13 protein-coding genes are annotated in these 12,745 nt (G+C 64.5%); 3 read left to right on the top strand and 10 right to left on the bottom strand.

All coding sequences use genetic code 11. From position 1 onward, the window contains the following. Positions 1-39: 39 nt before the first annotated feature. The gene (locus AC1DMA_RS23740; RefSeq protein ID WP_478145682.1) at positions 40-1,392 is read left to right on the top strand and encodes a PQQ-dependent sugar dehydrogenase; all 1,353 of its coding nucleotides are present in this window, start codon (positions 40-42) and stop codon (positions 1,390-1,392) included. An 18-nt stretch (positions 1,393-1,410) separates the two neighbouring features. On the opposite strand, the gene AC1DMA_RS23735 is transcribed toward AC1DMA_RS23740, so the two are convergent. Together AC1DMA_RS23735 and AC1DMA_RS23730 are read right to left on the bottom strand one after the other, a co-directional pair. Further along, positions 1,411-2,784, bottom strand: coding sequence for a TAXI family TRAP transporter solute-binding subunit (locus tag AC1DMA_RS23735; RefSeq protein WP_478126950.1), 1,374 nt, complete (start codon positions 2,782-2,784; stop codon positions 1,411-1,413). 403 nt (positions 2,785-3,187) lie between these two features. Continuing rightward, complete coding sequence (locus AC1DMA_RS23730; RefSeq protein ID WP_478145681.1) at positions 3,188-4,204, bottom strand: P1 family peptidase; 1,017 nt, start codon at positions 4,202-4,204, stop codon at positions 3,188-3,190. Between the two features lie 184 nt (positions 4,205-4,388). Between AC1DMA_RS23730 and AC1DMA_RS23725 the strand changes: the two genes are divergently transcribed. Then, positions 4,389-4,859, top strand: coding sequence for a Cd(II)/Pb(II)-responsive transcriptional regulator (locus AC1DMA_RS23725; protein WP_478126948.1), 471 nt, complete (start codon positions 4,389-4,391; stop codon positions 4,857-4,859). Between the two features lie 22 nt (positions 4,860-4,881). On the opposite strand, the gene AC1DMA_RS23720 is transcribed toward AC1DMA_RS23725, so the two are convergent. The 7 genes from AC1DMA_RS23720 to AC1DMA_RS23690 form a co-directional block, all read right to left on the bottom strand. Then, the gene (locus AC1DMA_RS23720; protein ID WP_478145680.1) at positions 4,882-5,886 is read right to left on the bottom strand and encodes a glycerophosphodiester phosphodiesterase; all 1,005 of its coding nucleotides are present in this window, start codon (positions 5,884-5,886) and stop codon (positions 4,882-4,884) included. A gap of 13 nt (positions 5,887-5,899) precedes the next feature. After that, a complete protein-coding gene (locus AC1DMA_RS23715) occupies positions 5,900-6,478 on the bottom strand; it encodes a DUF1439 domain-containing protein (RefSeq protein ID WP_478126946.1) in 579 nt (192 codons plus the stop codon). Between the two features lie 48 nt (positions 6,479-6,526). Continuing rightward, complete coding sequence (locus tag AC1DMA_RS23710; protein WP_478145679.1) at positions 6,527-7,309, bottom strand: amino acid ABC transporter ATP-binding protein; 783 nt, start codon at positions 7,307-7,309, stop codon at positions 6,527-6,529. After that, the gene (locus AC1DMA_RS23705) at positions 7,293-7,946 is read right to left on the bottom strand and encodes an amino acid ABC transporter permease (protein ID WP_478145678.1); all 654 of its coding nucleotides are present in this window, start codon (positions 7,944-7,946) and stop codon (positions 7,293-7,295) included. The genes AC1DMA_RS23710 and AC1DMA_RS23705 overlap by 17 nt, the downstream gene beginning before the upstream one ends. A 4-nt stretch (positions 7,947-7,950) precedes the next feature. After that, entirely contained in the window at positions 7,951-8,613 is a 663-nt protein-coding gene (locus tag AC1DMA_RS23700) for an amino acid ABC transporter permease (RefSeq protein ID WP_478145677.1), read from the bottom strand. Positions 8,614-8,622: 9 nt separating this feature from the next. Next, positions 8,623-9,414 (bottom strand): transporter substrate-binding domain-containing protein, encoded by a 792-nt coding sequence (locus AC1DMA_RS23695; protein WP_478145676.1) that lies wholly within the window; start codon positions 9,412-9,414, stop codon positions 8,623-8,625. A 69-nt stretch (positions 9,415-9,483) separates the two neighbouring features. After that, positions 9,484-9,924, bottom strand: coding sequence for an OsmC family protein (locus tag AC1DMA_RS23690; protein WP_478145675.1), 441 nt, complete (start codon positions 9,922-9,924; stop codon positions 9,484-9,486). A 179-nt stretch (positions 9,925-10,103) separates the two neighbouring features. On the opposite strand from AC1DMA_RS23690, the gene AC1DMA_RS23685 reads away from it, so the two are divergent. Further along, positions 10,104-11,792, top strand: a complete 1,689-nt coding sequence (locus AC1DMA_RS23685) for a long-chain fatty acid--CoA ligase (RefSeq protein ID WP_478126939.1) — start codon at positions 10,104-10,106, stop codon at positions 11,790-11,792. A gap of 24 nt (positions 11,793-11,816) precedes the next feature. On the opposite strand, the gene AC1DMA_RS23680 is transcribed toward AC1DMA_RS23685, so the two are convergent. Next, positions 11,817-12,671 (bottom strand): LysR family transcriptional regulator, encoded by an 855-nt coding sequence (locus AC1DMA_RS23680; RefSeq protein WP_478145752.1) that lies wholly within the window; start codon positions 12,669-12,671, stop codon positions 11,817-11,819. Positions 12,672-12,745 lie beyond the last annotated feature (74 nt).

Below are 12,745 nucleotides of genomic sequence, written 5' to 3'. Positions count from 1 at the left end.
CATTTCCAGCTTGGCGTGATGAGCGCCGAGGAGATGGACATGAACTTGACGACGCGATGCTTCGTGATGGCGTGCGCCCTCCTGGCTGGGTGTGGAGGGGGCGGTGGGGGCGGGGGCTTTTCGCCCGGGACTCTTGGCGTTGCTGCCGGCCCCTCGACAGCGCCTTCGACAGGGGCGCCTGCGCCTGATGGCAGCGCAACGCCGGCCCCTTCGACGCCTTCCCCCAGCGGCGCCCCGCCTGGCCCCGCGAACCCCTCGACTCCTGCCACCGCGCCGCCATCGTCACCGATGGTCGTAAAGGTCGTCGAACTCGCAACCGATCTCGACACTCCTTGGAGCCTCGCGTTCCTGCCTGACGGCCGCATGCTGATCACGCAACGCGGCGGGCAGTTGAGGCTGCGCAACGCGGACGGCACGCCGGCCAATGGCGGAGCCGATCGGATCAGTGGCGTTCCGGCCGTCGCGGCAGTGGGGCAGGGTGGATTGCTCGACGTGGTGCTCGATCCGGCGTTTGCAAGCAATCGGCGGATTTACTTCAGCTTCTCGGAGCGCGACGGGGCCGATCCGAACCTCAATGGCACCGCCGTCGCGCGGGCCGAGCTGGACACGGAGCACCTGAGCCTCGGCAATCTTGCCGTCATCTATCGCCAGTCGCCCAAAGTGGACAGCACTGCGCACTTCGGCTCGCGTCTCGCCTTCGATCGCAACGGCTATCTTTTCGTGACGATGGGTGAGCGGGAACTCGATACGCAACGTGGATTTGCGCAGGATCTTTCACGCGGCAACGGCAAGGTTGTGCGAATCACCACCGATGGCGCGCCGGCGCCGGGCAATCCGTTCCTGGCGATGCCCGGTGCCCAGCCCCACATCTGGAGCTATGGGCACCGCAATCCGCAGGGCGCTGCGCTGCATCCGGTGACGGGCGACCTCTGGACCAGCGAGCACGGTCCGCAAGGCGGCGATGAAGTCAACCTGACGCTGGCGGGCCGGAACTACGGATGGCCCATCATCAGCTATGGCCAGGAGTACGGCACCTTGACCCAAGTGGGCGAGGGGACTGCCAAAGCGGGCATGGAGCAGCCATTGACCTACTGGGAAGAAATCGATGGCTCCACCTGGACACCGGGAACGCAGAAGTCGTCGATCGCCCCCAGCGGAATGGCCTTCTATACCGCCGACGCTCTTCCGGACTGGAAGGGCAATCTCTTCATCGGCGCGCTGGCCGGCACCGCGTTATGGCGCCTCACCCTCGATGGCAACACCGTTGTGTCGCGCGAACGCTTGCTTGCCGACCGCGGCGAGCGTATTCGCGACGTCCGGCAAGGCCCGGACGGATGGCTTTATCTGCTGACCGACAGCACCAGCGGCAAGCTGCTGCGACTGCAGCGTTAGCGAAGGATCGAGGGGCCTTCAGGCGGAGCCGGGCTCAGGCCACGCGTCCGGGTCTTCGTCGACCTGCGCACGCGCCAGGATGCGTTTGCGCACGGCGTAGATGTTGTTCCGCAGCGCATACAGCTCATCCGCATACGACAGCGGAACAGCCACCTGGTTGACGCGGCGGTCCAGCGCATCGAGTTCCTTCAGAAGTGCGTCCGCATCGCCGCTCTGCGACTCGAGCCTGGCTTCCACATCGCGCAATCTCGCATACCAGCGAAACACACGCCGACGCACGCGAAACTGATAGAGCGGCGGCACGATGCGGCTCAAGGGCAGCATCAGCACCAGCAAGCCGCCGAGCACCAGCCACATCCGTTCGACGAGGTTGCTCGCCCAGAAAGGGAGATACCGTTGCCAGAAAGGCGGGGTGCCGTTGATGGCGCGATCGCCTTCGGGGCTCACCGGCAGTTCGCTGGTGCGGGTGTTCGGAAAATCGCGCGCGCGGTTGAACCAGCCCGATCCGCCATGCAGCGTTTGCGCACTCTGCGCGAAAAGCTGCCGGATGGCGGGGTGCGTCTCCTCGCGCGACAGCAGCGACGTCGTTGCGGCAAGCAGCGAAATGTCGTGCGACGGCAGATCGGCGGCCAGGTCGACCACGCCGCGCGGCAGCGTCACCGGCTGAAGAAAAGGAAAGCGGCGCGAATAGGCATCGCTCTGGGCAAAGTCCATCAACTGGATGTCGGGCGCGCGCAGCAGCCGCTGCACGAGCGGCGATTGCGGCGCCGATGCCAGCACGATGACGTCGAGCAGGCCGGCCTGCAGCGCCTCCGTGGCCGGCGTCTGCTCCAAGTTGGACAACTCGAGCTTGGCCGGGTCCATGTGATTGGCGCGGAACATCCTGTCCATGATCTCCGGCACGCCGCTCCCCGGCTTGTCGACGTTGATGCGCAGATCCTGGAACTGGGTGAGCGACGTCAGGGTTGCCGTCTTGCGATCGATGCCGCGTGCCGCGTCGGTGCGATAGAAGAACCAGAGCGGCTCGAAGAACAGGCTTCCGAGCGAGGTCAGGCCGGCCTCCTCGTCCTTCACCGGGTCGGCGCTGCCGCCACGGACGAAAGCCACGTCGGCTTCACCGCTGCGAAGCAGTTGCAGATTGTCGAAAGAGCCGTCGGTCGGCTTCTGCACCACCTCGATGCCATTGGTCTTGAGTGCCGCCGCATACCGCTTGCCGAACCCGGCGTAGGCGCTGCCGGATGGCCCGGTTGCAAGCGTCACCGTCTTCGGCGGTTGCGGCTGAAGCCACCAATACGCCGCGACCAGCAGGCCAATGACGAGGAAGACGACCGGTCCGGCCGACGCGAGCAGGTCGCGGATGGAGAGGAGGAAGAGTCGAATGGGTTGGGGCATGCGCGGGCGTGGGAGAGACTCGGGACGGGGGCGTGCCATTTGCGGCAGCGGCATTTTCAGTTGATTCGGGCCGGTGCTGGTTACAAAGCGCTTGCACAGGCATGTCCGGCATAGCACTTCGGTCGGACCAGGAGGCCATCGCCTCATCCGCATGGACGATTGATGGGAAAGCAGGCTGCACGTCCAATACGTGCACCATGAATCACCTCCAGACTCGTTTGCTTTTTGCGGGCAGGATGCTCACGGCAGTCCTTGGGATCTCGCTGCTCTTGCTGATCGTCGGGCGCGAACTGTTTCCGATCATTTCACCGGCGAAGTTTCTTCTATGTGCAGGGGTGGGCGCGCTGCTGTTGATTGCGGTGGTTCATTTCCAGCCTGGCACGCGCGGCTGCAGAAACTTGCTTCAACCCAGGTCCGCAGCGCAAGGAAAGTGATGCTCGCCGATGCGCACGGCCTGTGCCGCTCGCACAGCGCGCACCGTCGCTAGCGCCACGACTTCGGCCGCCATCGCGCTCAACACTGTCATGCCTGGCGCGTCGCCCTCCAGCGGCACGCGCCCCGTCGCAAGTGCGAACAAGGTGTCGCCGTCACTCATGGTGTGTACCGGGTTGATGGCGCGTGCGAGGCCGTCGTGTGCCACGGTGGCGAGCCTGTTGGCCTGCACTTTCGTAAGCACCGCATCTGTCGCGATCACGCCCAGTGTGGTGTTGGTGCCTGCGAGCAGCGGCTTGGGAAATTCGCCGCGAAGCAGGGCGCGACGCGTGTCCAGCAGCGCGGTGCCGTCTTCGGTGCGCGCGCCGGCCACCACTTGCGCTGTATCGGGGTCGATCACATCACCGAGTGCGTTGCAGGCGATCAGCGCGCCGACAGTGACTCCGTTGACCGTGACCGAGGCGGTGCCGACGCCGCCTTTCATCGCGCGATGTATGCCAAACAGCTTGCCGACGAGCGCTCCGCTGCCGGCACCGACGTTGCCCTCCGCAGGCGCTGCGGCGGAGGCCGCTTCGCACGCCGCGTAACCCGCGGCCGCGTCGGGCCGGATGCGCGCGTCGCCGACGGGAAGGTCGAACAGCACCGCGGCAGGCACGATCGGCAGCGTGCCGTAGCGCACGTCGAGCCCCACGCCGCGCTCTTCGAGCCAGCGCATCGCACCGTCTGCGGCGGCCAGCCCCCAGGCGCTGCCGCCGGCGAGCATCACGGCATGAATCTGCTGAACGAGGTTGCCAGGCGCGAGCAGGTCCGTCTCGCGGGTTCCGGGCGCGGCGCCACGCACGTCAACGCCGGCGACCGCGCCGTCGCGCGCAAGAATGACCGTGCAGCCTGTCGGCCGGCGTGGATCGGTGAAATGGCCGACTTCGATGCCGGCGACATCGGTGATGGCGCCCGCGCCGGGCGCCGATGAGGTAGGGAAATCGCGCATCGGACGATTATGGTTGCTCATTGCCTGTTTGGCAGGCAACTCAGCCAGGAGCCGCATGGGGCGGTCGTTTGCGGATGGCAGTCCTTGCTCAACCCACAACGTTATCCACAGAAGTTCGGCGTAACTTGCCGCGATTTCCGCGAAATGCCACCATCCGGACATTGAAGTCACTCGAGGCCGACCCGTGGTCAACCCAACAAAGATTGCCGGACAGGGGCTGCGCATCGGCGACGCTGCCGCCCAGAGCGGCGTGAGCGCCGCCAACATCCGCTACTACGAAAAAGAAGGGCTCATCGAGCCCCAGGCGCGCAGCGACAACAGCTATCGCATCTACGGCGACGCCGATGTGCATCGCTTACGCTTTATCCGGCTGTGCCGCGCGATGGACATGTCGCTCGACGAAGTGCGCACCTTGCTTGCGCTCGACTTGCGCAGCAAGGCCGATTGCGAGGCCGCCTGCGTGGCGCTCGATGCGCATCTCGGCCACGTGCGCGAACGCCTGCGCGAGTTGCGCACGCTCGAAAAAGACCTGATTGCGTTGCGCGACTGCTGCGACGGCACCGATGCGCAATGCCACATCATCGAAACCCTGCATGCGCGAGCGGATCGGCAGCCGGCCGATGCGCCGCGTACTCGCACTGCCCGTCACGTGTAGTGCCGCACAGGGCTTGGCGGGCCTAGCGATTCCGGGCCGGTAGCGGCATGCCGTGCTCGCTCATAACGTCGCGAAGAATGGCCGGATCGTCGGTGATGATCCCGTCCACGCCCCAATCCATCAGCCGCGCCATGTCTGCGCGTTCGTTCACAGTCCACGGCAGCACCTGGAGGCCCAGCCCATGCGCTTCTTTCACGAGGGCGGCGGTGAGGCTGTTGAACGCGGGCGACCAGATCACTGGCCCCTTGGCGTCGCCGGCCGCCGCTTTCACCAGGCGAGGAACAGAGCCGAAGTCTTCGACCCGCAGGCCCGCGGTCCAGCGGCTGTCCTTGAGCGTGCTTGCGCTCGTGAGGTAGGCGCGCGGCATCTGTGGTGCCTGCTCGGCGACCAGCGCGAGCGTGCGCCAGTCGAAGCTCTGGATTGTCACGCGCTGCGCCATCCCTGCCTTGTCGATCTCGGCGAGCAAGGCGCGCACCATGCGGTCAGGCGGTGCGGTTTCTTCAGGGTGCGTCGGATCGACCTTGGTCTCGATGTTGAAGCGGATCTGGTCCGCTCCCATTTTCTGGACGCGCTCGAACAACGCGGCGAGTGTCGGAATGCGTTCGCTGTCGCGCGGCAGTTGCTTGCGGAAGAGCTTGGCGTAGTTGCTGTCGGGATTGATAAGCCCTACGTTGTAGGTCTGCAATTGCGCCAGCGTCAGCGTGCGCAAAGGCGGACCCTTCGAAACGAGAAAGCGGCCTTGCACGTCTCGCGTGTGATCGGGGTTGAGCGCCATGTCGTGCGAGATCACGACAACGTCGTCAGCGGTAAGTCCGATGTCCAGTTCAAGCGTGTTTACGCCCAATGCGATCGCATTCAGGAAAGCGGAAAGCGTGTTCTCCGGCGCGAGCGCGCGTCCACCCCGGTGCGCCTGGAGGTCGATGGGCGGCTTCGCCTCTTGCGTGGTCGACGCGCAACCAGCAAGCAAAGAGCCCGCAACAAGCCACGGCAGGCAAGTTCGGACAAGTAGGTGCAGCGAGTCGATCATGCGATCTCCGTTGTCATTTGAGTTGCACGGTGATGCCGTCGTCCTGCACGGTGATGTCACCGATCTCGTAGGTCTTGCGCCCGACGGTCAGTTCCTCTGCGGTGAAGGTGCGCAACGGCTGGTCGCGCAGCAGTTCCTGGGCAACGACAGCGCCGATACGCTGAAGCCGCTCGGCATCGCGTCCGGTCACGCCCTGCAGTTCGATCCGATCGGCCTGCGGATTGTCCAGGCGCAATGCGCGCGCAGGTGCGTCGTACTTGAGTCCGCTGCTGACGGTGACGATGCCTTCGACCGTCGAAGGCCGCAGCAGAGGGCTGTTGATCATGAGCAGGGCCGTGATCGCAGCGCGATTTTCGCGGGCATCGAGGCCCAGTCGAGGATCACGCAAGCTGACGGTGAAGATCTCCGCATAGTGCTTCTGCACTGGAAAACGCTTGGCGATCTGCGCCTGGAGTTCGTCGCGGCTCGCGGTGTATTCGCTGGTGAAGAAGTTGAAGCCGGCCATCGCGGGGAAAGCGGCCGGAAAGGCGGCGGCGCCCAGCAGCGCCTGCAGCAAGAGACGTCGGGAACGGAGGGGAGAGCGGTTGCGCATACCGCTCCGAGCTTGCCATAACCGGCGGGTTCCCCGCCGTCCTTGGCCTCAGTCGCGCAGCGACGAAAGGAACTGTTTCAATTCGGCGGTCCGAGGATTGCCGAAGAGCTCGCCCGGCGGTCCCATCTCATGCACGCGGCCCTGGTGCATGAAGATGACCCGATCGCTGACCTTTCGCGCGAAGCTCATCTCGTGCGTCACCATCAAGAGCGTCATGCCTTCGACGGCGAGCGATTCGACGACCCGCAGCACTTCGCCTACAAGCTCTGGGTCAAGTGCGGATGTGATTTCGTCGCACAGCAGCACGGCAGGTTCCATCGCCAAGGCGCGTGCAATCGCGACCCGCTGCTGCTGGCCGCCGGAGAGCTGGTCAGGCATGGCGTCGAACTTTTCCGCCAAGCCGACACGCGTGAGCAGCTTGCGCGCTTGCGCCGCCGCCCCCGTCGTGCTGCGCTTCTTGACCAGCGTAGGTGCGAGCATCACGTTGCGCCCGACGGTCAGGTGCGGAAAGAGATTGAAGCTTTGGAAGATCATGCCCACGCGCTGCCGTAAGTCGCGCATCGCCATTGCGCTTTCGTGCAGCAGCGGCTTGCCATCGACTGTCAGGGAGCCTTCCTGGAACGCTTCGAGCCCGTTGATGCAACGCAGGAGCGTGCTCTTGCCCGATCCGCTCTTGCCGATGATGGCGATCACCTCGCCACGCCTGACTTCGAGATCGATGCCCTTGAGCACTTCATTGCTGCCATAGGACTTGCGCAATGCGGTAATGCACACGACGGGCGCAGCGGACGACTCAACGGCCTGTGCGAGTGCTTCAGCGACGGGCGCCATGGAATTTCCTCTCGAGGTTCTTGGCGTGCAGGCTCACTGGAAAGCACAGCACGAAGTAGAGCAGGGCGACACAGCTGAACACGACGAAGGGCTTGAAAGTCGCATTCGAGATCATGCTTCCCGCCTTGGTGAGTTCGACGAAGCCAATGACGGATGCCAGCGCCGTGCCCTTGATCACCTGCACCAGGAAGCCGACTGTCGGCGCGATGGCGATGCGGACCGCCTGCGGCAGGATCACGTGGCGCATCTGTTCGGTGAAACTCAATGCGAGGCTGCCGGAAGCCTCCCACTGGCCTTTGGGAATCGACGCCACGCAGCCGCGCCAGATTTCGGTCAGGAAAGCGCTGGTGTAGAGCGTCAATGCCACTGATGCCGCAGTCCATGCGGAAACATCGATGCCGAAAAGTGCAATGCCGAAGTACGCAAGGAAGAGTTGCATCAGCAGCGGCGTGCCCTGGAAGACCTGCACGTACAGGCTGATCAATCGTTCGGCCACGCGTCCGCCGGAAAGCCGCCCGAAGAGCAGCAGCCCGCCGACCACGCCACCGCCGACGAAGGCGATCAGCGAGAGCACGACGGTCCAGCGCAACGCCATCAACAGATTGCGCAGGATGTCCCAAAGAGAGAAATCGCTCATGACTTCATCGTCCGAAGAAGTACTTGGGACCTGCCCAGTTGAGCAGCCGGCGAGCGCCGACCGACAGCGCCAGATAAATCACGGTCGCGACGATGAAGGCCTCGAAAGCCCGGAAGTTGCGGCTCTGGATGAGGTTGGCCGCGTAGCTCAGTTCCTCCGTCGATATCTGGCTGCACACGGCGGACCCCAGCATGACGATGATGATCTGGCTCACCATCGCGGGCCACACCTTTTTCATCGCCGGCGGCAGCACGACGCGGGTGAAAACCTGCACCTTGTCGAGCGCGAGACTCACCGCCGCTTCAATCTGGCCGCGCGGCGTCGCTTCAATGCCCGCTCGGATGATCTCGGTCGCATAGGCGCCGAGGTTCATCACCATCGCGATGATCGATGCCACTTCCGGAGACAGCTTGAAACCCGCGGCCGGAAGCCCGAAGAAGATGAAGAAGAGCTGCACGATAAAGGGCGTATTGCGGATGAGCTCGACATAGCTGCCCACGACCCAGCGCAACCATGTCGGCCCGCTGGCCCTCGCCCATGCGCAGGCGACGCCGACCACCATCCCGATCACGGTGGCAACGGCGGTCAGTCCCAGTGTCCACAGCACGCCCCTGAGCAACAGGGGCCATTGGCCGAGGACGGCGCCGAAGTCGAAATCGATGCCCATTGGGCTGCGTCAGACTGGCAGGTCGCCGGCAGGGCGGCCCAGCCACCTCTTCGCCATGGCGTCGAGCGTTCCGTCCTTCTTCGCATTTGCCACGATTTCGTTCACCTTGGCCTTCAGTGCGTCCTCGCCCTTGGCGATGCCGATGAAACAGGGGCTGTCCTTCAGCAGCAGCTTGTATTCGGCAGCGAGCTGTGGGTTCTTCTGCATCATGTCGCCCGCGACGGCCGCGCTCGTGGCGATGGTCTGCGTCTGGCCTGCGACGAAAGCCGCGATGGTGGCGTTGTTGTCCTCGAAGCGCTTGTAGTCGACGTTCGAAGGCGCGACCTTGGCGAGCTCCTGGTCCTCCATCGCGCCGCGCGTGACCGCCACGCTCTTGCCGCCCATGTCGGCAAAGCTCTTGATGTTCAAGCTTTTGGCGGCATAGACCGCTTGAAAGAACGGCGCGTATGCGGCGGAAAAGTCGATCACCTTCTCACGCTCAGCGTTCTTGCCCAGCGTGGAGATCACCAGATCGGCCTTGCGCGTCTGCAGATAGGGGATGCGATTGGCACTCGTCACCGGCACCAGTTCGACCTTGACGCCGAGCTTGCTGGCGATGAGCTGCGCCACCTCGACGTCCAGCCCCTGCGGGGTCATGTTCTTGTCGACAGAGCCGTAGGGCGGGTAGTCCGTCGGCACTGCGATCTTGATGGTCTTGGCCTTCATGATGTGGTCGAGCGCGCTTTGGGCATGCGCCGCACCCACGCCGAAGAGCGCGGCCGCGGCGAGGATCGACGCGAACTGGCGCTTGGAATACTTCATGGAATGGCTCCTGGAGAGGTCGGTGGAATTCATCCGCCGACCGTACGCAAGAGCTGTGCCGGTTTAGCTTCAACCCTTGAGTGTCGCCTTCAACGTGATCTCCGGCACGCTCGCGAGCGCCTTCGACAACGGGCAGCCCGCCTTGGCCCCGGCTGCAAGCTCCTGGAACTTGGCTTCGTCGATGCCCGGGATGGCGGCCTCCAGCTCCAGCTGAATGCGGTCGATCTTGAAGCCCGGGCCGTCCTTGGCGAGGCGCACCGCGGCCTTCGTGTCGATCGAAGTCGCGGTGAATCCGGCGCCCTCCAGCGCGAACGCGAAGGCCATCGTCAGGCAGCCGGCATGGGCGGCGCCCAGGATTTCTTCGGGATTGGTGCCGCGCTTGTCATCCTCGAAGCGGCTGGCGAATCCATAGGGGTACGCCTTCAGTGCGCCCGTTTCGGTGCTGATCTGGCCCTTGCCGGTCTTGCCGGCGCCTTCCCAATGAACGCTTGCGTGCTTGTCTGCTGGCATGTGAACTCCTTAGCGGTGGGTTGAAGGAATCGAAACGACGTCGGACGAACCCGCCGTTGTACGACATATCGGCCGTTGAGTCTGTCAGCAATGGGAGTCGCCCATGTGACGCCTTCGGGGCTTCCCCGATGCAGGCGAGCCGCCTCGCGGCGTAGGCTCACGGGCTGTTTGGAGACTGTATGGACCGCCCGCATTACAAGTTCTGGCCGCAGCGCCTGCCTCGTTCGATCACCGTCCCTGCCACATCGCTCTGGCACAACCTCAAGACCAACGCCGAGCGTTATCCGGACAAGCCTGCGCTCGTCTTTTTCGGCAGCGAGATCACCTACCGCGAATTCGCGGCCCAGGCCGAGCGCCTGGCCGGCACCTTGCACGCGCTGGGCGTGAAGCGCGGCGACCGCGTCGTCCTCGACATGCAGAACTGCCCGCAACTCGTGATCGCCCATTTCGCGATCCTGCGGGCGAACGCCGTCGTGGTGCCGGTCAATCCGATGAACCGCGCCGAGGAGCTGAAGCACTACATCACCGATCCGGACGCGAAAGTCGCTATCACCACCGGCGATCTCGCGCCCGAACTGGCCAAGGCAAGCAATGCGCTCGAAGCCAAGGACCGTCTGGCGCACATGATCGTCACGCAGTTCACCGATGTTTTCGATGCCGAGGTGACCGGCGACGAGGCGCCCGCGCCGGCCTGGCGCGACTGGCTGCTGACCCGCCACCCGCTGCCCATGCTGGAAGACGGCGACGTGATGGCATGGACCGATGCGATGAACGCCGGCCATCCCGCCCCGGAGCACGTGGTCGGCGCCAACGACATGGCCCTGCTGCCCTACACGAGCGGAACGACGGGCCTGCCCAAGGGCTGCATCCACAACCATTCGAGCCTGATGCACAACGCGTGCGCGGGCCAGCTCTGGGGCCTGGGTTCGATGGAGGCCATGGTGCTCGCCGTGGTGCCGATGTTCCACATCACCGGCGTGGTGAGCATGATGCACACGACCATCCTCTGCGGCGGCACGCTGGTCATCATGCCGCGCTGGGATCGTGACGTGGCTGGCCGGCTGATCTCGCGCCGCAAGGTCACCAGCTGGACCAACATCCCGACCATGGTCATCGACCTCATGGCCAGCCCGAACTTCGCGAACTACGACCTGAGCAGCCTGGTCTACATCGGCGGTGGCGGCGCCGCGATGCCGCAGGCCGTCGCCCAACGGCTGCTGGAGCAGTTTGGCCTCAAGTACCAGGAAGGCTACGGCCTCACAGAAACCGCTGCGCCTTCGCACGCGAATCCGTTCGAGAACCCGAAGCAGCAATGCCTGGGCATTCCCTACATGAGCACCGATGCACGCGTGGTCGATCCCGACACGCTGCAGGAAATGCCGATCGGCGAATCGGGCGAGATCATCATCCACGGGCCCGAGGTGTTCCAGGGCTATTGGAAGCGGCCGGACGCCACGGCTGCGGCCTTCGTCGAATTCGAGGGCAAGCGGTTCTTCCGCTCCGGCGACATGGGCCGGATGGACGAGGACGGCTATTTCTTCATGACCGATCGCCTCAAGCGGATGATCAACGCGAGCGGCTTCAAGGTCTGGCCTGCCGAAGTCGAACTGCTGATGTTCCGCCACCCGGCGATCCAGGAAGCCTGCGTGATCGCGACCAAGGACGCCTATCGCGGTGAATCGGTCAAGGCAGTCGTCGTGCTGCGCCCGACGCACAAGGACACGACCGAGCAACAGATCATCGACTGGTGCCGAGAGAACATGGCGGTCTACAAGATCCCGCGCAGCGTGCAGTTCGTCGATGCATTGCCCAAGAGCGGCAGCGGCAAGGTGATGTGGCGGCTGCTGCAGGAGGCGGAGGGCAAATAGTGGACACGCCCTGGTCGAAGCGGGCTAGGACTTCGCCAGCATCTCGATCAGCCGAGCCAAGGCGACCGACGGCGTGCCATGCCACACCAGGTGCGTTCGATTCGCGCGCATGCGTTCGGGCAGCGCATGCTGGCGCACATCGGCCGTGGCGCGCAGCGCTTTGAGCACGGACACGGGAACAATCGCGAAGCCCGTGCCCGCAGCCACGCAGGCAATCATGGCCTGGTAGGAAGAAAACTCCAGCGAGCGCGATGGCGAAACGCCGCCCTTGCCGAGCCATTGTTCGAGCAGGCGGCGGTATGAACAGCCCTGCGCGAATGCGATCAGCGTCGCATTGGCAAGGTCGCCCGGGCGCGTCACCGAGCTCACGCTGCGCGCCGTGACGAGCACCAGTTCTTCATCGAACACGGGCAGGGTTTCGAGCCCCGCATCGGCGAAGGGCTCGGACACGAAGGCGGCCTCGATGTCGAAGGCCTTCACCCGCTTCAGCAAGGCGCCGGTGGTGCCGGTGACGAGCTCGACAACCACCCCCGGATAAAGCCTGTGAAAGCGCGACAGCACCGGCGCCAGCCGACTGCCGGCGGTGCTTTCGAGCGAGCCCAGCCTGAAGGTGCCGAGCGGGAGATCGCTGCGTAATTCGCTCTCCGCCTCATCGGCCAGGCGCAACAGGCGATCGGCATACGGCAGCAGCTTGTGCCCGGCCGGCGCCAGCGCAAGCGTGCGACCCTGCCGATGAAAGAGCTTGTGACCGAGCCGCCCCTCGAGTTGCTGGATGCGGGTCGTGACGTTCGACTGCACGCGATTGAGCTTGTCCGCTGCGCGGATCACTCCGCCTTCGGCCACGACGGTGCGAAAAATCTCCAACGAGTCGAGGTCGATCGTTCTCATGGCAAGAATGATTGTTCTGAATAATTCATTTGTGGATGCGGCACATTCTGCGTCTAATGACGACC

Source organism: Variovorax sp. 05N34 (assembly GCF_056397405.1).
This window is presented reverse-complemented; position numbering and strand designations above follow the sequence as displayed.

Bases quoted from the DNA above. Each gene is read 5' to 3' on its own strand.
- AC1DMA_RS23720 (WP_478145680.1), bottom strand. From the start codon at position 5,886: ATGATCGACTCGCTGCACCTACTTGTCCGAACTTGCCTGCCGTGGCTT.
- AC1DMA_RS23685 (WP_478126939.1), top strand. From the start codon at position 10,104: ATGGACCGCCCGCATTACAAGTTCTGGCCGCAGCGCCTGCCTCGTTCG.
- AC1DMA_RS23705 (WP_478145678.1), bottom strand. From the start codon at position 7,946: ATGAGCGATTTCTCTCTTTGGGACATCCTGCGCAATCTGTTGATGGCG.
- AC1DMA_RS23695 (WP_478145676.1), bottom strand. From the start codon at position 9,414: ATGAAGTATTCCAAGCGCCAGTTCGCGTCGATCCTCGCCGCGGCCGCG.
- AC1DMA_RS23700 (WP_478145677.1), bottom strand. From the start codon at position 8,613: ATGGGCATCGATTTCGACTTCGGCGCCGTCCTCGGCCAATGGCCCCTG.
- AC1DMA_RS23740 (WP_478145682.1), top strand. From the start codon at position 40: ATGAACTTGACGACGCGATGCTTCGTGATGGCGTGCGCCCTCCTGGCT.
- AC1DMA_RS23710 (WP_478145679.1), bottom strand. From the start codon at position 7,309: ATGGCGCCCGTCGCTGAAGCACTCGCACAGGCCGTTGAGTCGTCCGCT.
- AC1DMA_RS23690 (WP_478145675.1), bottom strand. From the start codon at position 9,924: ATGCCAGCAGACAAGCACGCAAGCGTTCATTGGGAAGGCGCCGGCAAG.
- AC1DMA_RS23730 (WP_478145681.1), bottom strand. From the start codon at position 4,204: ATGCGCGATTTCCCTACCTCATCGGCGCCCGGCGCGGGCGCCATCACC.
- AC1DMA_RS23715 (WP_478126946.1), bottom strand. From the start codon at position 6,478: ATGCGCAACCGCTCTCCCCTCCGTTCCCGACGTCTCTTGCTGCAGGCG.
- AC1DMA_RS23735 (WP_478126950.1), bottom strand. From the start codon at position 2,784: ATGCCCCAACCCATTCGACTCTTCCTCCTCTCCATCCGCGACCTGCTC.